This is a genomic window from Nonomuraea sp. NPDC003727, from assembly GCF_053586935.1.
In genome coordinates, this window is record NZ_JBSFNE010000003.1 from 81351 (window position 1) to 101950 (window position 20600).

Annotated in this window: 22 protein-coding genes; 10 read left to right on the forward strand and 12 right to left on the reverse strand. The window is 72.0% G+C overall.

Annotation, left to right across the window (positions count from 1 at the left end):
• Positions 1 to 146: 146 nt before the first annotated feature.
• Complete coding sequence (locus ACWDLG_RS09175) at positions 147 to 1163, reverse strand: CPBP family glutamic-type intramembrane protease (RefSeq protein WP_449917723.1); 1017 nt, start codon at positions 1161 to 1163, stop codon at positions 147 to 149.
• A gap of 96 nt (positions 1164 to 1259) precedes the next feature.
• Between ACWDLG_RS09175 and ACWDLG_RS09180 the strand changes: the two genes are divergently transcribed.
• Together ACWDLG_RS09180 and ACWDLG_RS09185 are read left to right on the forward strand one after the other, a co-directional pair.
• Positions 1260 to 1925 (forward strand): hypothetical protein, encoded by a 666-nt coding sequence (locus tag ACWDLG_RS09180; RefSeq protein ID WP_449917726.1) that lies wholly within the window; start codon positions 1260 to 1262, stop codon positions 1923 to 1925.
• Positions 1922 to 2461: a DUF6529 family protein gene (locus ACWDLG_RS09185; protein ID WP_449917728.1), complete on the forward strand. Its 540-nt coding sequence runs from the start codon at positions 1922 to 1924 to the stop codon at positions 2459 to 2461. The genes ACWDLG_RS09180 and ACWDLG_RS09185 overlap by 4 nt, the downstream gene beginning before the upstream one ends.
• A 5-nt stretch (positions 2462 to 2466) precedes the next feature.
• Here ACWDLG_RS09185 and ACWDLG_RS09190 read toward each other — a convergent pair whose 3' ends face one another.
• Positions 2467 to 3405 (reverse strand): HpcH/HpaI aldolase/citrate lyase family protein, encoded by a 939-nt coding sequence (locus ACWDLG_RS09190; protein ID WP_354905872.1) that lies wholly within the window; start codon positions 3403 to 3405, stop codon positions 2467 to 2469.
• 148 nt (positions 3406 to 3553) lie between these two features.
• Positions 3554 to 4300, reverse strand: coding sequence for a polyprenyl diphosphate synthase (gene uppS / locus ACWDLG_RS09195; RefSeq protein WP_449917732.1), 747 nt, complete (start codon positions 4298 to 4300; stop codon positions 3554 to 3556).
• A gap of 220 nt (positions 4301 to 4520) precedes the next feature.
• On the opposite strand from uppS, the gene ACWDLG_RS09200 reads away from it, so the two are divergent.
• Together ACWDLG_RS09200 and ACWDLG_RS09205 are read left to right on the forward strand one after the other, a co-directional pair.
• Positions 4521 to 4871: a hypothetical protein gene (locus ACWDLG_RS09200; RefSeq protein ID WP_354905869.1), complete on the forward strand. Its 351-nt coding sequence runs from the start codon at positions 4521 to 4523 to the stop codon at positions 4869 to 4871.
• A gap of 10 nt (positions 4872 to 4881) precedes the next feature.
• Positions 4882 to 7425, forward strand: a complete 2544-nt coding sequence (locus tag ACWDLG_RS09205; RefSeq protein ID WP_449917734.1) for a protein kinase domain-containing protein — start codon at positions 4882 to 4884, stop codon at positions 7423 to 7425.
• A 246-nt stretch (positions 7426 to 7671) separates the two neighbouring features.
• Here ACWDLG_RS09205 and ACWDLG_RS09210 read toward each other — a convergent pair whose 3' ends face one another.
• A complete protein-coding gene (locus tag ACWDLG_RS09210; protein WP_449917737.1) occupies positions 7672 to 8604 on the reverse strand; it encodes an EamA family transporter in 933 nt (310 codons plus the stop codon).
• Positions 8605 to 8687: 83 nt separating this feature from the next.
• Between ACWDLG_RS09210 and ACWDLG_RS09215 the strand changes: the two genes are divergently transcribed.
• Both ACWDLG_RS09215 and ACWDLG_RS09220 read left to right on the forward strand, forming a co-directional pair.
• Positions 8688 to 9902 (forward strand): magnesium transporter MgtE N-terminal domain-containing protein, encoded by a 1215-nt coding sequence (locus ACWDLG_RS09215; RefSeq protein WP_354905865.1) that lies wholly within the window; start codon positions 8688 to 8690, stop codon positions 9900 to 9902.
• Positions 9892 to 10359, forward strand: coding sequence for a DUF1003 domain-containing protein (locus ACWDLG_RS09220; RefSeq protein ID WP_354905863.1), 468 nt, complete (start codon positions 9892 to 9894; stop codon positions 10357 to 10359). The genes ACWDLG_RS09215 and ACWDLG_RS09220 overlap by 11 nt, the downstream gene beginning before the upstream one ends.
• Here ACWDLG_RS09220 and ACWDLG_RS09225 read toward each other — a convergent pair.
• Positions 10331 to 10774 carry a MarR family winged helix-turn-helix transcriptional regulator gene (locus ACWDLG_RS09225; RefSeq protein WP_449917740.1) on the reverse strand — a complete coding sequence of 148 codons (444 nt, stop codon included), beginning with the start codon at positions 10772 to 10774 and terminating at the stop codon, positions 10331 to 10333. The genes ACWDLG_RS09220 and ACWDLG_RS09225 overlap by 29 nt on opposite strands.
• 92 nt (positions 10775 to 10866) lie before the next feature.
• Here ACWDLG_RS09225 and ACWDLG_RS09230 point away from each other — a divergent pair, with 92 nt between their 5' ends.
• Entirely contained in the window at positions 10867 to 12006 is a 1140-nt protein-coding gene (locus tag ACWDLG_RS09230; RefSeq protein WP_354905859.1) for an Mrp/NBP35 family ATP-binding protein, read from the forward strand.
• 190 nt (positions 12007 to 12196) lie between these two features.
• Here ACWDLG_RS09230 and ACWDLG_RS09235 read toward each other — a convergent pair whose 3' ends face one another.
• The 5 genes from ACWDLG_RS09235 to sigE all read right to left on the reverse strand — a co-directional run bounded on the left by ACWDLG_RS09235 (position 12197) and on the right by sigE (position 16298).
• Complete coding sequence (locus ACWDLG_RS09235; RefSeq protein ID WP_354905858.1) at positions 12197 to 12550, reverse strand: sec-independent translocase; 354 nt, start codon at positions 12548 to 12550, stop codon at positions 12197 to 12199.
• A gap of 106 nt (positions 12551 to 12656) precedes the next feature.
• On the reverse strand, positions 12657 to 14102 hold the full coding sequence (locus ACWDLG_RS09240) for a S1C family serine protease (protein WP_354905857.1): 1446 nt from the start codon (positions 14100 to 14102) through the stop codon (positions 12657 to 12659).
• Positions 14103 to 14174: 72 nt separating this feature from the next.
• Complete coding sequence (locus ACWDLG_RS09245) at positions 14175 to 15140, reverse strand: sigma-E factor regulatory protein RseB domain-containing protein (protein WP_449917745.1); 966 nt, start codon at positions 15138 to 15140, stop codon at positions 14175 to 14177.
• A complete protein-coding gene (locus ACWDLG_RS09250; protein WP_354905855.1) occupies positions 15137 to 15658 on the reverse strand; it encodes an anti-sigma factor family protein in 522 nt (173 codons plus the stop codon). The genes ACWDLG_RS09245 and ACWDLG_RS09250 overlap by 4 nt, the downstream gene beginning before the upstream one ends.
• A 1-nt stretch (position 15659) precedes the next feature.
• Positions 15660 to 16298: an RNA polymerase sigma factor SigE gene (gene sigE, locus ACWDLG_RS09255; RefSeq protein WP_354905982.1), complete on the reverse strand. Its 639-nt coding sequence runs from the start codon at positions 16296 to 16298 to the stop codon at positions 15660 to 15662.
• Positions 16299 to 16459: 161 nt separating this feature from the next.
• Between sigE and ACWDLG_RS09260 the strand changes: the two genes are divergently transcribed.
• On the forward strand, positions 16460 to 17098 hold the full coding sequence (locus ACWDLG_RS09260; protein ID WP_449917748.1) for an O-methyltransferase: 639 nt from the start codon (positions 16460 to 16462) through the stop codon (positions 17096 to 17098).
• A gap of 72 nt (positions 17099 to 17170) precedes the next feature.
• Here the strand turns inward: ACWDLG_RS09260 and ACWDLG_RS09265 are convergent, their stop codons facing one another.
• Both ACWDLG_RS09265 and ACWDLG_RS09270 read right to left on the reverse strand, forming a co-directional pair.
• Positions 17171 to 18571, reverse strand: a complete 1401-nt coding sequence (locus tag ACWDLG_RS09265; protein WP_449917751.1) for a leucyl aminopeptidase family protein — start codon at positions 18569 to 18571, stop codon at positions 17171 to 17173.
• Between the two features lie 74 nt (positions 18572 to 18645).
• Positions 18646 to 18813: a DUF3117 domain-containing protein gene (locus ACWDLG_RS09270; protein WP_020545024.1), complete on the reverse strand. Its 168-nt coding sequence runs from the start codon at positions 18811 to 18813 to the stop codon at positions 18646 to 18648.
• 178 nt (positions 18814 to 18991) lie between these two features.
• Between ACWDLG_RS09270 and ACWDLG_RS09275 the strand changes: the two genes are divergently transcribed.
• Both ACWDLG_RS09275 and ACWDLG_RS09280 read left to right on the forward strand, forming a co-directional pair.
• On the forward strand, positions 18992 to 19768 hold the full coding sequence (locus ACWDLG_RS09275; protein WP_449917753.1) for a PaaX family transcriptional regulator: 777 nt from the start codon (positions 18992 to 18994) through the stop codon (positions 19766 to 19768).
• Positions 19765 to 20541 carry an enoyl-CoA hydratase-related protein gene (locus tag ACWDLG_RS09280; RefSeq protein WP_449917755.1) on the forward strand — a complete coding sequence of 259 codons (777 nt, stop codon included), beginning with the start codon at positions 19765 to 19767 and terminating at the stop codon, positions 20539 to 20541. Before ACWDLG_RS09275 ends, ACWDLG_RS09280 begins: the two co-directional genes overlap by 4 nt.
• The last annotated feature ends 59 nt before the right edge of the window (positions 20542 to 20600 follow it).

Here is a 20600-nt window from a genome sequence, read left to right on the forward strand (position 1 = left end):
GCCTAAAAGGGGAGACGTACGCCGGTACTTCTACCCCATCCCGCCGAAATGATCACCTGCGCGCACCTCCACAGGATCCACACCAGCACGCCCGCGCCGCGCTGACGAGACCTCTCTAGCGAGATTCGTGGAACCCCCGGCGTGGTTTAGGAAGAAACGGTGGCGATCGCCCGCTTTTTGGTCAGCCACAGCACGCCCAGGGCGAACACCGACAGCTGGACGACGGTCCCCGTCAGCGACTGCCACGGCACGGAGCCCTGCCTCATGGCGTCCTCGAGATCTCCGGCAGCCGAGCTGAGCGAGAACGCGAACACGTTGTTCACCACGTGCATGGCGACCGGCGCCTCGATCCCGCCGGTCTTCACCGCCAGCCAGCCCATGACGACCCCGAAGCTGAACACGTCGAGGATGCCCCAGTCGGTGTAGGCGTGCAGCGCGGTGAAACCGGCCGACCCCAGCACGATGCCGGGCCACGGCGAGGTGACGTAGGCGCCGAAGGCCTGCAGGAGCCAGCCCCTGAAGATGTATTCCTCCGCCGCCGCCTGGAACGGCACCAGCAACAGGATCACCACGAACCCCGGCACGAACGCCGCCCAGCCCTTCCAGCCGAACAGGTCCGAGGTGTTCTGGCCGGTGACGGCGTAGGCGACGTAGAGCGCCCCCTGCCCGAGCACCAGCGCCGCCACGGCGACGCCCGTGCACCGCGCCAGCCACCCCCACCGCAGGCGCCCCACGACCGACGACAGCGTGCCGGGCGGCCTGCGCTGGAACAGCGCCACGGCCGCGTAGACCAGCGGGAGCACCCCGGCGATCGACAGCAGCGTGACGGCCAGCGTGAACACGGGGTCACCGAACAGCTGCTCCCCCGCCATCGGCGCCGGGATGCCGGCGATCACCGCCACGACGGTTCCGGCCACCACCACCAGCACCGCCACCCCGAAGAAGCACGCCGCCACGAACAGCGTGCCGACCACCTGGCGCCACCAGGCGTTCAGCGGGTTCCTCGCCAGATGGTCGTACCTGGTGCCGGGCGGCGCCGGCACGAACCACGCCGGCTTGGGAGGCGGCGTGCCGTACATGGCCTGGGGGTATGGCCCAGGTTGGTACTGCGGGCCGTATGGCGGCTGCGCGCCGTAGGGAGCCGGAGGCTGGTTGTCGTGCATCCCTTCATTCTGTCCGGCGGATGCGCATTAGTTCACAGACAAGGCGCCAGGCGAGGCGGATTCTCGAAGAGAGACATCCGAATCTGGGGAGCACTCATGTCAAGGCTGGGGCCGTTCATCACCCTGGCGGCGGGCGCCGCGCTCGCCGTCGGCCTGGGGGTGGTCAGTAACGCGGGGGAGCCGGCGGACACGACGCCCGCGCCGGACGCCGTGGCGACCGCCGTCTCGACCGCGTCCGCCACCCCCTCACCCTCGAGATCCGTACGGCCGGCGGCCGTCAAGGCCGACTACGCGGGCCGGGTACGGGACAACGGCGGGCTCGTCGCCGTCTCCGTCAGGGACGGCAAGGCCGTCGGATACTTCTGCGACGGCATCACCGAGGCCTGGTTCGCCGGCAAGGCCGTCAACGGCCGGGTCACGCTGAAGGGCTTCAACGACGCCAGCCTCACGGCCGTCGTCGGCGGCGGCAAGGCGAAGGGCGAGCTGCGCTTCGGCGACAGGACGTTGAGCTTCTCCGCGTCCACGGTCAAGAAGCCCTCGGGGCTCTACCGGGCGACCGCCCTGGTGCGCGGCGCGCGCTACCGGGCCGGGTGGATCGTCCTGGCGCTCCCGGACGGCAAGGGCTTCACCCAGGTCGGGGCCATGGTCAGGGACGACCAGCCGGTGCCCGTGCCCACGTTGACACCGGGTCTGCCGGTCGCCATCGACGGCGCTGCCGTCACCCCGAAGGACGTCGACGGATTCATCGAGGAGATGCCATGACCTTCGCCACGGACAAGCGCACCGCCGTGGGCCTGCTGGTGCCGCTGCTGACCGGGGCGCTGGTCGCGGTCGCGCTCGGCGTCTACGGGCGCCTGCACACCCCCACCGGCTACGCGGTCGGGCCCGCCGGATTCTCGGGGGCCCTGGCGATGAAGTCCTGGCTGACGACGGGCGTCTTCCTGCTGGCGATCGTCCAGGTGGTCTCGGCGCTGTCGATGTGGGGCAAGCTCGGCGTCAGCATCCCCGCCTGGGTGCACCGGTGGTCGGGACGGCTGGCGTTCGTGCTCAGCGTGCCGGTCGCCTTCCACTGCCTGTACGCGCTCGGCCTGCAGTTCGACGCGCCCCGCGTGCTGGTCCACTCGCTCCTCGGCTGCTTCTTCTACGGGGTGTTCGTGGCGAAGATGCTGGCGCTGCCGCGCAGGGGACTGCCGGGGTGGAGTCTGCCGGTGCTCGGCGGGACGGCGTTCGCGGCTCTGGTCGGGCTGTGGCTCACCTCGTCGTTCTGGTTCTTCACCGCGGTAGGCGTGACCTTCTGAACCGTTCAGGACCCGGGCGTGAAGGTGGTGGTGCGCCGGAGGCCCGCGGCCCTGCCCTTGGCGGCCACCACCAGCGCCATCTTGCGCGACGCCTCGTCGATCATCTCGTCGCCGAGCATCACCGCGCCCCGCCGCTCCACGGTCGTGTAGTACTCGTACGCCTCCAGGATCAGCTCGGCGTGGTCGTAGTCCTCCTGGGCCGGTGAGAACACCTCGTTGGCGGCCTCCACCTGCGACGGGTGCAGCACCCACTTGCCGTCGAACCCCAGCGCCGCCGCCCTGCGCGCCACCCGCCGGTATCCCTCGACATCCCTGATCTGCAGGTACGGCCCGTCGATCACCTGGAGGTCGTGCGTCCGGGCGGCCATCAGCAGCCGCATCAGGATGTAGTGGTAGGCGTCGCCCTCGGTGTAGCCGGGCGGCTGCTCCCCCACGACCAGCGTCCGCATGTTGATCGAGGCCATGAAGTCGGCGGGCCCGAACACCAGCGTCTCCAGCCGCGGCGACGACCCGGCGATGGCGTCGGCGTTCACCAGGCCGCGCGCGTTCTCGATCTGCGCCTCGATGCCTATCCGGCCCACCTCGAAGCCCATCGTGCGCTCGATCTGGGTGAGGAGGGTGTCGAGCCACAGCACCTGGGTCGGGTCCTGCACCTTCGGCAGCATCACGCAGTCGAGGAACTCCCCCGCGCCCTCCACGACCTCGATCACGTCGCGGTAGGTCCACTGGGTGGTGAGGTCGTTCACCCTGACGACGCGCACCTTGCCGCCCCAGTCGCCCTCGCGCAGGGCCGCCACGACGTTCTTGCGCGCCTCCTCCTTGGCCAGGGGGGCGACCGAGTCCTCGAGATCCAGGAAGACCTCGTCGGCGGGGAGGGTCTGGGCCTTCTCGAGGAAGCGCGGGTTGGATCCCGGAACCGCGAGGCAGGAACGGCGTGAGCGCATGCCCAAACGCTAGCGTCGCGCCACGAGGGAGGGGAGCCTGGGTCGTTCTATCGCGCCCATGCATGGCGCGTGGGTGCGACCGGGTCAGCGGTGGCGGGCGGCGTATGAGCGGAGCGCCCGGAGGAAACGGAGCGTGGGTGCGACCGGGTCAGCGGTGGCGGGCGGCGTATGAGCGGAGCGCCCGGAGGAAGTCGACATGGCGGAACCCGGGCCAGTACGCCTCGCAGAAGTGGAGCCGTGCCGCGGCCGCCTGCCAGATCAGGAACCCCGACAGCCGCTGCTCCCCGCTCGTCCTGACGATGAGGTCGGGGTCGGGGCGGCCCGCGGTGTAGAGGTGGGCGGCGATGTCGTCGGCGGTGATCGTGCGGGCGAGCTCGGCGATGGGCACGCCCGCGGCGGCCCGGTCGGTCAGCAGGGACCGCAGCGCGTCGACCACCTCCTGGCGTCCGTCGTAGCCGATGGCGACGGTCAGGTCGAATCCCGCCCTGTCACGGGTGTGGTCCATGGCGAGCTTGAGCGCGTGGGCGGTGGAGTCGGGCAGTTCGTCGAGCCGTCCCGCCACGTGGAGCCGCCAGCGCGTGGCCGAGTGGATCAGCCGTCCGCCGATGATCTCCTCGATCAGCCGCATGTAGAAGGCGACCTGGCGGGACTCGCGCTTGCGGACGTTGTCCGCGGAGGCGACGTAGATCGTGACATGCCTGATGCCGAGGTCGGCGCACCAGCCGAGCACGGTCTCGATGTGCTCGACGCCGTGGCGGTGCCCGTGGCTCGGGCTCTCGAGGCCCATCTCCTCGGCCCACCTTCTGTTGCCGTCCATCACCAGCGCGACATGGGCGGGGAGCGGACCCTTCAGCACCTGGGAGCGCAGATAGCGGGTATAGGCGGCGTGCAGCACGCCCAGCACCCTAGTCCCGTTGCACGGGCGACGTTGCGGACGCCCGCCACGTCCTGCTGGAGTGGCGTGGTGTGACGGGCGCCGGCCACGTGACCACGGTGGCGCCGGGGCGGCTTGCCGTACGGGCAGGAGCGCGGGCGACCGGGGGACGAGCGGGCGGGCCGGGGACGAGCTGCGCCGACCGGAGACAGGGACGGCCTGACCAGGAGGGGAGACGGGCATGGGAGCGATCGAGGAGGGCGCGAAGAAGTCCGGAGTGTTGTGGGTGCACCTGGATCGGCCACGCCTGGCATGGCATGTCTGGCACGATGGGGCGATCTATCTAGTTACTGGCAGCGGGGAACAAAATCTGCCCGGACTGGATCAAAAGGACAGCGTGCGAGTAACGCTGAGGAGCAAGGACAACGGGGCGGAGCTGGTGGTGTTCGACGCGCGAGTCGAGGTGGTGGATCAGACACAGGCGGCCGACGCCGTGGCCGCGCTGGCGAAGGAGCGGCTCAACGCGCCCGACGCGGCCGGGCTGGCCGACCGATGGGCGGATACCGCCACCGTTCTTCGACTTACCCCATAAGGTGCTATAAGTGCAGGAACTACAGCCCCTCCTGGCCCATGAGGCCGCTCGTGTGGGCGACTACGAGCTGCTCGGCCGGTTGGGCGAAGGCGGCCAGGGGGTCGTCTATCTGGGCAGGTCGTCCTCGGGCGAGCGCGTGGCCGTCAAGATGCTGCATGCCCGGTTCTCGGGCGACGTCACCGCCCGCGACCGTTTCCTGCGGGAGGTGGCCGCGGCCAGGAAGGTCGCGGAGTTCTCCACCGCGAGGGTGCTCGACGCCTCCACCGAGGGCGACCGGCCGTTCATCGTCAGCGAGTACGTGGAAGGCGTCTCCCTCGACCAGCTGGTCAGGGAGAACGGCCCGCGACCCGCGGGAGCCCTCGAACGGCTGGCGGTGGGCACGATGGCGGCCCTGGCCGCCATCCACCGGGCCGACGTCGTGCACCGCGACTTCAAGCCGAGCAACGTGCTGCTCGGTCTCGACGGCGCCAGGGTCATCGACTTCGGCATCGCCAAGGCGCTGGACGCGACGACGGCCAGCGCGAGCGGCCTGATCGGCACCCCCGCCTACATGTCGCCCGAGCAGATCTCGGGCGAGGCCGTCGGCCCCGCCTCGGACCTGTTCGCGTGGGCGGTGACGATGGTGTTCGCGGCGACGGGGCGCCTGGCGTTCGGCGGCGACACCGTGCCGGCGATCTTCCACCGGATCCTCACCAAGGAGCCCGAACTGCCCGAGCTGGACGAGCCGCTCGGCTCGCTGGTCAGGGGCTGCCTGGCGAAGGATCCGTCGGCGCGCCCGACCGCTCAGGAGGCGCTGCTGCGCCTCGTGCGCCACCAGCCCGACGTACGGCCCGCACCGGCCGCGCAGGCGCCGTTCCCGCCGTCCGCGGGGCCGGCGACGCATCCTGAGGGGGTGCTCCCGCGGACGTTGGTCGAGACCGCGACCGAGATGGAGCCGGCACACCCCGGCAGAGCCGCCGAGCGGAGCGCACCGGAACCCGCGAGCGGGACGGCACAGCCAAGCGGGGCAGCACACCCGAGCGGGACGGCAGGTCCGAGCGGGACGGCCCGGCTCGGCGAGCCCGTACTCCCGGCCGACGCCGCGCACTCACACGAGGCCGCGCAGTATGAAGCCGCGCAGCACGAGCACGCACAGCATGCGGCCGGGCACCCGCATCAGGCCGCGCACCCGCACGAGGCCGCGCCCTCGGGTGGGTCCGCGCACCCGAATGAGGCGTCCTCGAACGAGGCCGCGTCCTCGGACCCGGCCGGGCGACCGCCGAGGAAGGCCGAGCCCCCGAGGCGATCCACGCCGCCCGGGGAAGCGCCGCACTCCGAGGAGGCCCCGCCCCGCGGCGAGACCGCACCACCCGGGCACGCGGCACCCGGCGGCTCAGCCGTACCCGGGCACGCGGCACCCGCCGTGGACGCGGCGTCCGGACCTGCCACCCCGCCCGGGCAGCCGCCCTCCCCCGGCCGGGCGGCTCCGGCGGACACCCCAGCGCGCCCCGGCCAGCCAGCCCCACCCAACGGTGAGGCCGGCTCAGGGCACGCGACCCCATCCGGCCCCGGACACGGAACGCCACCCCATGGCCCCGCGCCGGCAGCCGGGCACGGAACCCCACCCGGCGGTCCCGGGCACGGAACCCCGTCTGGCGGCGCTGGGCACGGAACGCCGCCCGGCGGCTCGGCGTCACCTGGACGCGCGGGGCAGGGGGCCGAGGAGGGCTCGGCGCCGAGGAAGGCGGCGGGGACGGCCCGGCGGAAGAGAACCGGGAGCCGCAGGAACACCCCCGACGAAGCGACGGCGGCCCTCCAGGCGGTGGGCGACGCCGCCACCGACCCCGGCATCCCGCCTGCCCGCCGCGCCATGCCCGCGATGCCCGGCAAGCGGGGGAGGACGCGCCGCCGGGAGGACACCGCGCCGGTCGAGCCGGTCCCGACCGCTCTCCTGCCCGAGCTGAACGCCGCGCGTCCGACGCTCACCCGGAAGCGGCGGCGGCTGCGCCCCGCCCTCCTGATGGCCACCGGGGCCGTCCTCGCCGGGCTGTCCGCGGTGGTGATCATGCCGAACCTCATGTCGAGCTCGGGGAATGGCGGCGGCTCATCCGTGCGGCAGCAGTACGTCGACCCCGGCCCGATCACCGGCCAGGTCGAGGATCCGCCCGTCAAGCAGACCACCAAGGCCAAGGCGAGGGCGACCGTGACCCTTCCCGCGCTGGAGGGCTGGCACATCGACGACGCCGTCGCGGAGCTGGAGGACCTCGGCCTGGCGGTCAGGCTGAAGAGCGTGCCCGACGAGGAGGCGGCGATGGACATCGTGATCTCGACATCGCCCGCCTCGGGCCGCCGCCTGGCCAAGGGCAGCACCGTGACGATCGTCGTGTCGGCCGGCCCGGAAGGCGAGCAGGCCGTCGACCCGTCGCAGAGCCCCACCACCGACCCCGGCGATTCGGGCGAGCAGGAGCCGGAGCCGACGGAGGAGTCGACGCCCGAGCCGCAGAATCCGACGCCCACGACGGCTGAGGAGTCCCCCAGCCCCGAGCCCGAGCTGACCGAGCTCAAGGGCGGCTGAGCCCTGTCCCCGCCCGCGCTCCCGCGGGCGGGGACCCGCCCCCGGCCGTCCCGGGAGCTGACGGAGCGCGGCCGCCCCGGGAGCGGCCGGGCGCCCGTGGGACGACCCGTCCACAGCCGCCGGCAGCGGCCGACCACCCAGCCCGCCGTAAGCCCCGTCCACACCCCGGGAGCGGCCGGACGCCCCGTCCACAGCCCTCAGGAGCCGAGGGAGGCCCTGGCAGGGCCGGCCGAGCGTCAGGGAAGCTCAGACGTGGCTGAGCTCGCGCACCGGCTCGACGGCGGGCTGGGCGGTCGCGGTCTGCGCCAGCAGCGCGCCGCTGATCACGATGAGGCCGCCGACGATCTGGTAGCCGCCGAGCGACTCTCCCACCAGCGCCCACGCCACCACGGCGCCGCCGATCACCTCCAGCGAGGCGACGGTCGCGCCCACGGCGGCCGACAGCCGGCGCACCGCGTTGACGCCGAGGATGTAGGCGACGACGGTCGCCACGACGACCATCCACAGGTAGGCGCCGAGCACGGGCAGCGTGTGCCCGCCGAGGGTGGCCTCGGTCGTGAACACCTCCCACGGGATGTTCCAGGGCCGCGAGAACGGCAGCAGCACGACGGCCGCCCCGATCATGCCCCAGGCGATCAGCCCGAGCGGGTCGACGTCGTCCCCGAAGCTGTCGCTCATCAGGAAGTAGCCGGCGCAGCAGGCGCCCGCCGCGAGGCCGAGCAGCAGACCGACGGCGTCGATCCGCATGCCCTGCCACGCCTCGACCACGATGGCCAGCCCGGCGACCGCGACCACCGCGCCGACGAACGCGGCCCGCGGCAGCCGTACTTTGCGGACGAACCGCACCCACAGCACCACCATCACCGGCGCCATGAACTCCAGCAGCAACGCGATCCCCACCGGCAGCCTCGTGATGGCCACGAAGTACAGCGACTGCACGCCCGCCACCGCCATGACCGCGTAGGCGCCGAAGAACGGCAGCCTGGAGCGCGGGATGCGCAGCGCCCGCGGTTTGACCACCGCGAGTACGGCCAGCAACAACAGCCCCGCGCCCGCCATGCGGGCCCACACGGCCTCCAGGGGCGCCAGTCCCGCGGCGCCCAGGAACTTGGCCATCGGCCCTGAGAAGGCAAAACACCATGAGGAGACGAACGCGATCGCCAGTCCTGCATGCTTCATCTGTCACCACCAATAGTAGGTTTTGATACTTACATGCCGGTCGCGGCGGAGGCAATGCCTCGGGCCCGGATACCCTGAGTGACGTGAGGATCTTCGTTGCCCGGCTGTCGGGCACCGCGGTCTTCGATCCGGCCGGCGACCAGATCGGCCGCATCAGGGACGTCGTCGCGGGGGTGCGCCCCGGGCAGCCGCCACGCGTCCACGGCATGGTGGTGGAGATCCAGCCCCGCCGCCGGGTGTTCCTGCCCATCACCCGGGTCCGCGGCATCGAGGCCGGCGCGGTGATCTTCACGGGCCGGCTGAACATGCGCAGGTTCGAGCAGCGCCCCACCGAGACCCTCGTCCTCGGCGAGATGCTCGACCTGCGGGTCGAGGTGGACGGCGAGCCGATGACCGTCCACGACCTCGCCATGGAGGAGGTACGGCCGGCCATCTGGGAGATCACCAAGGTGGCGGTCGTCGGGCGGAAGCGGCGCGACGCCAGGGTCGTCGACTGGCGAGACGTGTCCGGCTTCGACACCCTCCAGCACGACCAGGGCGCGGCGCGCCTCATCGCCGCCTTCGAGTCCATGCGGGCCGCCGACCTCGCCAACGCCCTGCACTCACTGCCCGGCAAGCGGCGCATCGAGGTCGCCGCCGCGCTCGACGACGAGCGTCTCGCCGACGTCCTGGAGGAGCTGCCGCTGCGCGACCAGATGGGCATCCTGGGCACCCTCGCGCCCGAACGGGCCGCCGACGTCCTGGAGGAGATGGACCCTGACGACGCCGCCGACCTGCTGCAGGACCTGCCGGAGGGGCAGTCCGCGCGGCTGCTGGCACTGATGGAACCGCAAGACGCGGCGCCGGTGCGCAGGCTGCTGTCCTACGGCGAGAACACGGCGGGCGGCATGATGACCACCGATCCGGTGATCCTGCCGCCCAGCGCCACCATCGCCGAGGCGCTGGCGCAGATCAGGCAGAAGGACCTGTCCCCCGCGGTGGCCGCGCAGGTCTTCGTCACGCGCGCGCCGAACGAGACGCCCACCGGCACCTACCTGGGTGTCACCCACTTCCAGCGGCTGCTGCGCGACCCGCCGTCCACGCTGCTCGGCGCGGTCATCGACGCCTCGCTCGACCCGATCAGGCCCGACCTGCCGCTGCCCGAGGTCACCTCCTACCTGGCCACCTACAACCTCGTGGCGGCGCCGGTCGTCGACGAGCTCGGCCAGCTCGTGGGCGCGGTCACCGTCGACGACGTTCTTGACCACCTGCTGCCAGAGGACTGGCGCTACACCGAGGACTGGCGCGATGGCGATTGACCGGCTCGACCAACCGCGGGAGTTCAGACGCCGCTTCCGCCCCCACTACGATCCCGAGGCGTTCGGCAGGCTGTCGGAGGAGATCGCCCGCTTCATCGGCACCGCCCGGTTCCTCGTCTACATGACGGTCTTCGTGGTGCTGTGGGTGGGCTGGAACGTCCTGGCCCCTGACGAGCTGGTGTTCGACTCCTACCCGTTCATCTTCCTGACGCTGATGCTCTCGCTCCAGGCCTCCTACGCGGCGCCGCTGATCCTGCTGGCGCAGAACCGCCAGGACGACCGCGACCGCGTGCAGTACGAGCAGGACCGGATGGCCGACGAGCGCACCCAGGCGGACCTGGAGTACCTGACCCGCGAGATCGCGGGACTGCGCATGGCCATGGGCGAGGTCGTCACCCGCGACTTCCTCCGCTCGGAGCTGCAGCGCCTCAGCGAGGAGCGACCAGGATCTTCGTGAGCATGGCCGTGCACTGGGCGAGCTCCTCGGGCTCCAGCACGTCGAGGAACTCGGCGCGGATGCCGCCCAGGTAGGTGGGCGTGGCCTCGGCCAGCCGTACGGCACCGGCCTCGGTCAGCACCGCGAACAGGCCGCGCGCGTCGTCGGTGCACGCCTCGCGCTGGACCAGCCCCTCGCGCTGCAGCCGGTCGATCAGGCGGGTCAGGCCGCTGCGCGACAGCAGGACCCGGTCGGCCAGGTCGTTCATCCGCAGCCGCCGTCCCGCCGCCTCGGAGAGCTGGAGCAGCACGTCGTAGGAGGCCAGCGGCAGGTCGTGGGCGGCGAGCAGCTCGGTCTCCAGGCGGCGGGTGATGCGCACCTGGGCCCGCTGCATCATGCGCCAGACGGCCGACTCCTGCGGCGAGATCCCCACCATGGCGGCATCCTACTGAGAAGAGCGGCGACGATCGGGGACCCAGATCGGCCCCTTCGTTCGGCATACCCTGTCTGGGTTCATACCATGGACTCATGGCACCTTCCCCGGAACAGGTGACAGCCGCGCTCGCCACGGTCAACGACCCCGAGATCCGCCGGCCGATCACCGACCTCGACATGGTCAAGAGCATCGACATCTCCCCCACGGGCGAGGTCGTCGTGGGCATCTACCTGACGGTGGCGGGGTGTCCGTTGAAAGACACGATCACCCGCGACGTCACCGCCGCCGTCTCCCGGCTCGACGGCGTCTCCGCCGTGCGCGTCGACCTCGACGTGATGAGCCAGCAGCAGCGCAAGGACCTGCAGACCAAGCTGCGCGGCAACCGGGCTCCCGAGAAGGAGATCCCGTTCAACCAGCCGGGCTCGCTGACCCGCGTGTTCGCGGTGGCCAGCGGCAAGGGCGGCGTCGGCAAGTCGTCGGTGACCGTCAACCTGGCGGCCGCGATGACCGCCCAGGGCCTCAAGGTGGGCATCGTCGACGCCGACATCTACGGCCACAGCATCCCGCGCATGCTCGGCGCGTCGGAGCGGCCCACCAAGGTCGAGGACATGATCATGCCGCCGGTGGCGCATGACATCAAGGTCATCTCGGTCGGGATGTTCAAGCCCGAGGGCAACTCGCCGGTGGTCTGGCGCGGGCCGATGCTCGACCGCGCGCTGCACCAGTTCCTGGCCGACGTCTACTGGGGCGACCTCGACGTCCTGCTGCTCGACCTGCCGCCGGGCACCGGCGACATCGCGATCTCGGTCGCGCAGCGCCTGCCCGGCGCGGAGATCCTGGTCGTCACGACGCCGCAGATGGCCGCGGCCGAGGTGGCCGAGCGCGCCGGCAGCATCGCCGCGCAGACGCACCAGCAGATCGCCGGCGTCATCGAGAACATGGCGTGGCTGCCCTGCCCCCACTGCGACGAGAAGATCAACGTCTTCGGTGAGGGCGGCGGACAGATCGTCGCCGACGCGCTGACGCGCACGCTGGGCGCGAGGGTGCCGCTGCTCGGTCAGGTGCCGCTCGACACGCGGCTGCGCGAGGGCGGCGACGAGGGCAAGCCGCTGGTGCTGACCGACCCCGACGCTCCCGCGGCGGCCGAGCTGCGCCGCATCGCCGCGCAGCTGTCGAAGCGCTCCTCCAGCATCAAGGGCCTGCAGCTGGGCCTGTCACCCTCGGGTCGCTGACCGCCGCCCGTACGGCACGCCCACGACAGCCCACCGTGGTCACCGCTCGCCGCCCGTCCTTCACGGCACTCGGCGGCGACGGTGACCACCGAGACGTGACGGCCGCCGCACGTGGCCCCGAAGTCTCAAGGTGGCCCCGAAGCGGCCCTGGAGCCTCAGGTGGCCCCGCAGTCTCAGGTGGCCCGGAGTCTCAGGTGGCCTCGGAGTCGTAGGGGGGCAGCTCGCCGTACCCGAGCTCGGAGACGGGCTCGACGGTGACGGACACGGGCTCGATCGCGGCGGGCCGGTCCTTCCACGCGTCCTCGACGTCGTCCAGCAGATGCTTGCGGACGAAGTTCTTCGGGTTGAGGTCGGCGGGGTCGAAGTCCGCGAACTCCGGGCCGAGGCCGGATCTCAGGTCGTCGCGCGCGCTGGTGGCCATGCGCCGCAGGTTGCGCAGCGTCTTGCCGGCCTGCGCGGCCGCCTGCGGCAGCTTGTCAGGACCGAAGACCAGGAGCGCGATCACGACGAGCGCTCCGACCTCCATCCAACCGAGTCCGAACACCGCAAGCTCCTACACTGTGCAACCGGGGCCAGGGGACGATCCGGGCCAGTTCCAGACTAAGGGCTCGCCCGGGCGATGGAGCACCCGAGCCCGGGCGAGGTCACCGTCAGGAGGGCCGCGGCGTGGGCTCCGGCTCGGCGGTGACGACGAGGGTGGCCATCCGCTCCTCGCCGCCGCGCTTGTACTTGATGGAGATCTTCGAGTTCGGGGCCTTGCCGCGGATCAGCGAGATGAGCTCGGTGCTGTCCTGGATGCGCAGGCCGTCGATCTCGAGGATGACGTCGCCGGCCTTCAGGCCCGCCTTGCCCGCGGGACCGTCGGCCTCGACCGGCTGGCGGCCCTGGGTGGGCTGGGAGGCGATGCGCACGCCCTCACCGCGGTAGCCCGAGTCGACCACGATGCCGATCTTGACCCGCTTGGCCGAGCCGGTGGTGATGATCTCCTGGGCGACGCGCCTGGCCTGGTTGATCGGGATCGCGAAGCCGAGGCCGATGCTGCCGCTCTGGCTGGAGACCGCCCGGCTGAGCGTGGCGATCGCGGAGTTGACGCCGACGACCTCACCCTTGGCGTTCACCAGCGGCCCGCCCGAGTTGCCGGGGTTGATGGCGGCGTCGGTCTGGATGGCGCTGATGTAGGCGGGGTCGGGGTCGTTGTCCTCGCCGGCCACGACGGGCCGGTTGAGCGAGCTCACGATGCCGGTGGTGACGGTGCCGGTGAGGCCGAGCGGCGAGCCGATGGCGATGACGGGGTCGCCGACGACGACCTGGTCGGAGTTGCCGAGCGTGATCTCCGGCGTGCCGAAGGTCTCCTCGGGCTTGACCACGGCCAGGTCGGAGCCGGGGTCACGGCCGACGATGCGCCCGCTGGTGCTCTTGCGGTTGTTGAATACGATCTTGATGGCGCCGCCCTGGGCGGCCACCGCGACGACGTGGTTGTTGGTGACCACGTAACCGCCCTTGATCAGGAAGCCGGAGCCGGTTCCCGCGTCGCTGTTGCCCTCGACCTCGAGGGAGACCACGCTGGGCAGCACCCGCGAGGCCACTCCCGCGATCGAGTCGGCCGCCCTGCTGGTGTCGCCGGACGGCGCGGGCCCGAGCGAGTAGGACGGGTCGGTGCCCGAGCTGCCCTGCCTGGTGAGCAGGTAGGTGCCGACGCTGCCCATGATCGAGGCGAGCAGCGCGATCACCACGGCCAGCGCGACCAGCACTCCGATGCCCGGCCCCCGGCGCGCGGCCGCGGCCCCGCCGTCGGCGGGCGTGGGCGGCGGCCCCCAGCCGTGACCCATGCCGACCGCCTGCGTGGGCGGGGGCGGCAGCGAAGGACCGTGATCGGGGGCGCCGAACACGGCCGTGTCGTTGGCGGCCGGTCGTCCCGACGGATCGCCCCAGCCCGTGCCGTACGGCTGGGCGGGCTGCTCGGCGTGCTCCCAGCCGAGCTGCTCCGTCCTCGCGCTGTCCCATCCCTCCTGGGCGGGCAGGAAGTCGGGCCGTCCCTGGGGCTCGGCGAGGTCCGACGGCGTGCGTCCGTCCATGGGGCGCGTCTCGTCGGTCATCTAGTCTCACCACTCCTTGTTCGGACACCGTCATCTTCCCGCTTACGGTGTACGAGAGTTGTTACGCGAGCGTCAAGCGAACGGGTTGACCCAGGAAAGCACACGGTGGGCGCCCCGGGCGAACCGCTGCCAGAAGCCAGGCTCCGCCTCGTGCGGCAGCCCCCGGACGGCGGCCTCGACCACGTCCGCGGGAGCGTCGGCGACGACGGTGTAGACATGGCCTCCACTCGCCCAGATCATCTCCCGTCCTGCAGCGTCCCGGATCCAGATCGTATTCCCGTCGCGAGACCGGCTACGCCAGCCCGCCAGCCGCTCCTCGTCCAGGGTGCCCCGCTGCACGAACACCGAGACAACGGACACCCCATCCGAGTATCCCAGCTTCAGGTAGCCGTCGTTCTCGGCGGCATGGGCGAGCTCGAAACCGCCGGGCAGGACGCTGGGCAGGCTCCAGCCCCGCGCCCTCAGGGCGGGGAGCGTCCCGGAGCCGAGCGCCGTCCGGGCGAGCGGGGCGGACTGCGCCATGGGAAGCGGCGCGGCGATCGTCACGTCGACGAACGCCTCGGCCATCGCCACCCTGCCGTGGCCGTCGAGCACCTCGCGCCGCAGCGGGACACCGCTGGCCGCGTCGACCCAGTACCGCGCGGCCGGGCGCCCGTCGTGCCGGAGCGCCTGGATCACGCGGGCCGTCCTGCCGCACGCGCTCCCGGCCGGCGCCTCGACCACCCGGTAGTTGGCGGCGAGCGCGCGCAGCATCCCGTCGGAGGGGGCCAGCAGGCCGCCCGCGGGTGTCCCAGGGTCGGCGGCGCGCCGGTCGACCGTCATCCCGGTCCCGGGGCTGTTGCGTACGGCGAGCACCGCGCCGGACGTGCTGACCAGCGTCCCCTCGTACGGCTGGCCCCTCGCGGCCATCGCCGACCGTCTGAGCAGCGGCAGACCCGTGTCCTCGTTCTCGGACCCGTCGGGCACGGCGTGGACCGCGCCCGGCAGGCCGACTGCCATCGGCAGCGCCAGGGTGAGGACGGCGGGCAGCCGTCTCACGGGGTGGCGGAGGGCGGGTTGCCGTAGGGGGCCGTGGTCTTGTGGACCTGCTTGAACACCTCGACCGGAGGGGAGACGGACGGGCCCTGGTCCTGGCCCGCGACCACGAACAGGGTGCCGAGCGCGACCGCCGCGGAGACGACGCCTACGGCCACGTAGGCCGGACGCCTGCGGGACCGTCCGGGCCGCGACGAAGCGCCCGAGGCGCCGCGAGGCCGGTTGTCGGGCGGAGCGATGCTGCGCGGGCCGGGAAGCGGAACACCGCCGAAGGTGGGAAAGGGCCGCTCCCTGGGCGGCACCGGGTCGCCAGGCTCACCCATTCGCAGCAGAGACATCGTGAGGTCGGCCGGCATCGGAGGGCCTTCGAGCGACCGCAGGCGCGACTTCAGCGCCCGCATCGACTCGACCTCCCTCCTGCAGTCGGCGCAGAAGGCCAGGTGAGCAAGGGCGCGTTCACGCTCGGCGTGGCGCAGCTCGCCGTCCACCAGCGCGGATACGCGCTCTCCAAGGTGCGACATATCAGACTTCCTCCCCACGGGTCACGGTCGGGGGGAGTTCAGAACCACGGGGCGCCCTGTGCTCCAGAGCCTCCCGCAGCTGTGCCCGGCCACGGTGAATCCTGCTTCTGACCGTGCCAAGCTTCACGCCGAGCGTGGCCGCGATCTCCTCGTACGACAGGCCTTCGATGTCACACAGCACGACCGCCGCCCTGAACTCCGGGGCCAGGGAGTCGAGCGCCGCCTGGATGTCCGGCTCCATGTGGGCGTCGTCCCACGCCTGGGCGGGTGAGGGCTCGCGACCCTGCAGCCGCTCGGCCGCGTCGTCGCCCAGCCCCTCGAAGCGGATCCGCTGCCTCCTGCGCGCCATGTCGAGGAACAGGTTCGTGGTGATCCTGTGCAACCAGCCCTCGAAAGTGCCGGGTGTGTAGCTCGACAGCGACCTGAAGACCCGGACGAAGACCTCTTGGGTGAGGTCTTCCGCGTCGTGCACGTTGCCGGTCAACCTGTACGCAAGCCGATACACGCGCGCGGAGTGCGTCCGCACCACTTCCTCCCAGGTGGGAGGAGTCCACTCAGACACATCTGACACGTGAGGACCGGCCTGGTGGTCGCTTCCGTCCACCAGCACTCCTCTCTCTGGGACCACCGCTACCGTCATAGTGCCTGGTTTCGTCCCTTCGTGCGCACTGCCTGCCTTCAGGACCGGCAAAGCCCGTTTAAACCTGCAACGCGTTGGGCGCGACCAGAGTTCCCGTCCTGGCGTGTCTCCCCTAGGCTGCGATCGGTGACCAATTGCACGGAAGTGGGGAGGAGAGGCCGATGACCAGCCCGGTAGAGGCCACTCTGGCCTATGCGGAGCAGTTCCATCAGGAAGACGAGATTCTGCACGCGGCGCGGCAGCGCGGCCATGAGATGGGTGCGCCGCCCATCCTTCCCGGAGGCGGTGCCGCGCTGTGCTTCCTGGCCACCGTGCTCAACGCGCGCGCCGTGGTGGAGATCGGCACCGGGTGCGGGGTGTCGGGGCTGTGGCTGCTGCGCGGCATGCGCGCCGACGGCACCCTCACGAGCGTGGACGTCGAGCCCGAGCACCAGCGCCTGGCCCGGCAGAGTTTCGCCGACGCCGGATTCTCCGGCGGCCGGATCAGATTGATCGCCGGGCGCGCGCTCGACGTGCTGCCCAGGCTGTCGGACGGCGGCTATGACATGGTGTTCGCCGACGCGGCCAAGCAGGAGTACGCCGACTATCTGGCCGAGGCGGTGCGGCTGCTGCGGGTGGGCGGGATCGTGGCCTTCGACAACGCGCTGTGGCACAACAGGGTCGCCGACCCCTCCCAGCGCGACCCCGACACGGTCGCGGTACGCGAGCTGGGCAAGCTCGTGCAGGGCGACGACCGGCTGCGGTCGGTGATGATCCCGCTCGGCGACGGCCTGCTGGCCGCCGTCAAGGTCTCCGCCTGACCGGCCGGCCACCGCCGGTCCCGGACATCGATCCGGTGGACGTCACCGCCCACCGGATCGGCGCGCGGCGGCTCAGGAGCGGGTGAGCCAGTCGAGCAGGACGCGGACGCCGAAGCCCGTGGCGCCCTTCGTCAGCGTGCCCTCGTCGACCGTGCTGCGACCCACGCCCGCGATGTCCAGATGCGCCCACGGACGCTTGCCGGTGAACTCCCGCAGGAACAGCGCGGCGGTGATCGAGCCGGCGCCGTAGCGCCCGCCCACGTCGGCGTTCTGCATGTCCGCGATGGGCGAGTCGAGGGCCGGGCGGTAGTCCTCGATCAGCGGCATCCGCCACAACCGGTCGTCGCTCCTGGCGCCCGCCTCGACCAGCTCGTCGGCCAGCTCGTCGGCGGAGGAGTAGACGGCGCCGATGTTCCGCCCGAGGGCGACGCTGATCGCCCCGGTGAGGGTGGCGATGTCGACCATCGCGTCGGGGTCGAGCACGGCGTCGGCGTAGGCGAGCGCGTCGGCGAGCACCAGGCGCCCCTCGGCGTCGGTGTTGGTCACCTCGACGGTCGTGCCGCCGTAGTGCGTGATGACGTCGCCGGGCCGCTGGGCGCTGCCGGACGGCATGTTCTCGGCCGCGGCGATCAGGCCGGTGACCCGCACCCGCGAGCCCATGGCGGCCAGTGCGCCCATGACCGCGATGACCACCGCGCCGCCGGCCATGTCGGTCTTCTGGGTCTTCATGTTGTCGGTCGGCTTGAGCGACAGGCCGCCCGAGTCGAACGTGATGCCCTTGCCGACCAGCACGACGTGTCGCTCGGCGCCCTCGGGGGTGTAGGAGAGCTGGATCAGCCGGGGCGGGTGGACCGAGCCCTGGCCGACGGCCAGGATGCCGCCGAAACCGTCGGCGCGCAGCGCGTCCTCTTCCCAGACCTTGGCCTCCAGGCCGGTGGCGGCGGCCTGCTCGGCCAGCCAGGCGGGGTTCTTGGTCGAGGAGGGGGTGTTGGTCAGGTCGCGGGCCAGCGCGACGGCCTGCGCCACGGCCTCGCCGCGCCGTACGGCCGGCCCGTCGGCGCCGGCCAGGGTGAGGGCGGCGATGGGCGGGGTGCCCTGGCCGCCGATCTTGAAGGTGTAGGCCGCCAGCAGGGCGGCCTCGGCGAAGACGGCGGCGTCGCAGGGCGGGAGCACGACGGTCAGCTCCTGCTTGCCCCTGGCCCTGCGCGTCAGGCCGGCGGCCGCCTTGCGCAGGGCACGCGGCGAGCCGTCGCCGACGCCGTACAGAAGGACCCTTCCCACCGCGTCGCCGCGCGTGACCGGGACCTCGACGATCTCGCCCGCCTCACCCTTGGCCTCGTAGTGCGCCAGCAGCGCGGCCACCGGCACGGGCAGCTCGACCTTGGGGTTCAGCTCCGCGTCGTAGGGGAGGGCGAGCAGTGCGGCGTCGGCGGGCGCTTCGGGGAGCACGGACACCGTCGTCTGGATGGGCACGGGATAGTCTCCAAACGTGATCGGCCCCGGCGGAGGGTACGCCAGGGCCGTTCGATCAGGTGGTTGAGCCGGCGTCAGCCGACCACGTTCTTCAGCGCTTCGCCGAGCGCCTTCGCCTCGTCGGCCGAAATCTCCACGACGAGCCGGCCGCCACCTTCGAGCGGGACCCGCATGACAATGCCGCGCCCTTCCTTGGTGACCTCCAGCGGACCATCGCCGGTCCGCGGCTTCATCGCCGCCATGCGTGTATCCCTTCCTGCCATGGACTCCGCGGTTGCGATCAACGACCGCCCCGGTGGGTGGCCGACGCATTCACGTCTTCTGTGATGTCCTATTCTCCCGCATCGGAGTGCCAAATGGGTAACGATCTCCTCCCAGCATCCGTTGTCCAGGGTCGCGAAGCCGTCCAAACTGGTGCTCGTGAACGCACGCGCGGCGCTGTTCGATCTGTACGGGGACCACCTGCGTTCCCGTGGTGGGAAGGCGTCGGTCGCCGCCCTGGTCAGGCTGCTCGCGCCGCTGGAAATCGCGGCTCCTGCCGTCAGGACGGCGGTTTCGCGCATGGTGCGGCAGGGCTGGCTCGACCGGGTCAGGCTGCCGCAGGGGCCCGGCTACGAGGTCACCGCCAAGTGCGTCAGGCGCTTGGACGAGGCGGCGCTGAGAATTTACCGACCCGGAACGATCAGCTGGCAGGGGCACTGGCACCTGGTCGTGCTGGAGCCGGTCAGGGACCGGGCCAAGCGCGAACGCTTCCGCGCCGACCTGGCCTTCCTCGGCTACGCGCCGCTGTCGGAGACGACCTGGGTCGGCCCTCGCCGCTCCCCCGAGCTCGATCCGCTGCTGGCCAACGAGGGCGTCCGCGCCGACATGTTCGACGCCGTCCTCGACGGCGACCCGCGCGCGCTGGTCGCGAGCGCGTGGGACCTGGCAGCCATCGGAAGGGCCTACGAGGAGTGGCTGTCCGAGGCGCAGGAGCTGATCGCGGGGCTGCCGGGCGGCGCGCCGAACTCCCGCGTCTTCGCCACCAGGAGCAGACTGGTGCACGGCTGGCGCAACTTCCTGTTCCGCGACCCCGGGCTGCCCGCCGAGCTGCTGCCGCCCGGCTGGCAGGGCGAGAAGGCGCGGGCGTACTTCGAACAGGAGGCCGCCAGGTTGCTGCCTGCGGCCGCCGCTTTCGTCGACAAGGAGCTGTTGTGATCCGTTACGAGGTCGCCGACGCCGTCGCCACCGTCACGCTCGACCGTCCCGACGCGATGAACTCGCTGACCGCCGAGCTCAAGGCCGCCCTGCTCGAAGCGCTGCGCGAGGCGGCCGCGTCCGGCGCCGTGCGGGCCGTACTGATCACCGGGGCGGGCAGGGCCTTCTGCGCCGGGCAGGACCTGCGCGAGCACGCGGACAACCTGGCGGCCGGCAGGGGCCTGGCCGACACCGTCCGCGAGCACTACAACCCGCTGGTCGAGGTGATCACCGGCATGGCCAAGCCGGTGGTCGCCGCGGTGAACGGCGTGGCCGCGGGCGCGGGCGCCTCCCTCGCCTACGCCTGCGACCTGCGCGTGGCATCGGAGCGGGCCAAGTTCGCGATGGCGTTCACCGGCATCGGGCTGGCTCCCGACTCGGGCGCCTCGTGGACGCTGCAGCGGCTGGTCGGCCAGGGGCGCGCGGCCGAGCTGCTGCTGCTCGGCGAGCCGCTGGACGCCGCCCGCGCGCTCGAGCTCGGCCTGGTCGCGCGCGTGGTGCCCGACGACGAGTTGCTGAAGACCGCCCACGAGCTCGCGGTACGGCTGGCCGCCGGCCCGACGAAGGCGTTCGCGGCCACCAAGCGCGCCCTGGCGTTCGCGGCCACGCACACGCTGGGCGAGTCGCTGGCGCTGGAGGCCGACCTGCAGGACCAGCTCGCCGCCACGGAGGACCACCAGGGCGCGACCCGCGCCTTCCTGGCCAAGCAGCGCCCGACCTTCACCGGCCGCTGACCGCCGGCACCGGCTGCTCGGCATCCTCCCGCCGGCCCGGCTCGGCCCGAAACCCGCGG

What these genes read in the sequence shown, in the direction of transcription:
- ACWDLG_RS09175 (WP_449917723.1), bottom strand. Translation starts at nt 1,163, where the DNA reads ATGCACGACAACCAGCCTCCGGCTCCCTACGGCGCGCAGCCGCCATAC.
- ACWDLG_RS09180 (WP_449917726.1), top strand. Translation starts at nt 1,260, where the DNA reads ATGTCAAGGCTGGGGCCGTTCATCACCCTGGCGGCGGGCGCCGCGCTC.
- ACWDLG_RS09185 (WP_449917728.1), top strand. Translation starts at nt 1,922, where the DNA reads ATGACCTTCGCCACGGACAAGCGCACCGCCGTGGGCCTGCTGGTGCCG.
- ACWDLG_RS09190 (WP_354905872.1), bottom strand. Translation starts at nt 3,405, where the DNA reads ATGCGCTCACGCCGTTCCTGCCTCGCGGTTCCGGGATCCAACCCGCGC.
- ACWDLG_RS09200 (WP_354905869.1), top strand. Translation starts at nt 4,521, where the DNA reads ATGGGAGCGATCGAGGAGGGCGCGAAGAAGTCCGGAGTGTTGTGGGTG.
- ACWDLG_RS09210 (WP_449917737.1), bottom strand. Translation starts at nt 8,604, where the DNA reads ATGAAGCATGCAGGACTGGCGATCGCGTTCGTCTCCTCATGGTGTTTT.
- ACWDLG_RS09220 (WP_354905863.1), top strand. Translation starts at nt 9,892, where the DNA reads ATGGCGATTGACCGGCTCGACCAACCGCGGGAGTTCAGACGCCGCTTC.
- ACWDLG_RS09225 (WP_449917740.1), bottom strand. Translation starts at nt 10,774, where the DNA reads ATGGTGGGGATCTCGCCGCAGGAGTCGGCCGTCTGGCGCATGATGCAG.
- ACWDLG_RS09230 (WP_354905859.1), top strand. Translation starts at nt 10,867, where the DNA reads ATGGCACCTTCCCCGGAACAGGTGACAGCCGCGCTCGCCACGGTCAAC.
- ACWDLG_RS09240 (WP_354905857.1), bottom strand. Translation starts at nt 14,102, where the DNA reads ATGACCGACGAGACGCGCCCCATGGACGGACGCACGCCGTCGGACCTC.
- ACWDLG_RS09250 (WP_354905855.1), bottom strand. Translation starts at nt 15,658, where the DNA reads ATGTCGCACCTTGGAGAGCGCGTATCCGCGCTGGTGGACGGCGAGCTG.
- sigE (WP_354905982.1), bottom strand. Translation starts at nt 16,298, where the DNA reads ATGACGGTAGCGGTGGTCCCAGAGAGAGGAGTGCTGGTGGACGGAAGC.
- ACWDLG_RS09260 (WP_449917748.1), top strand. Translation starts at nt 16,460, where the DNA reads ATGACCAGCCCGGTAGAGGCCACTCTGGCCTATGCGGAGCAGTTCCAT.
- ACWDLG_RS09270 (WP_020545024.1), bottom strand. Translation starts at nt 18,813, where the DNA reads ATGGCGGCGATGAAGCCGCGGACCGGCGATGGTCCGCTGGAGGTCACC.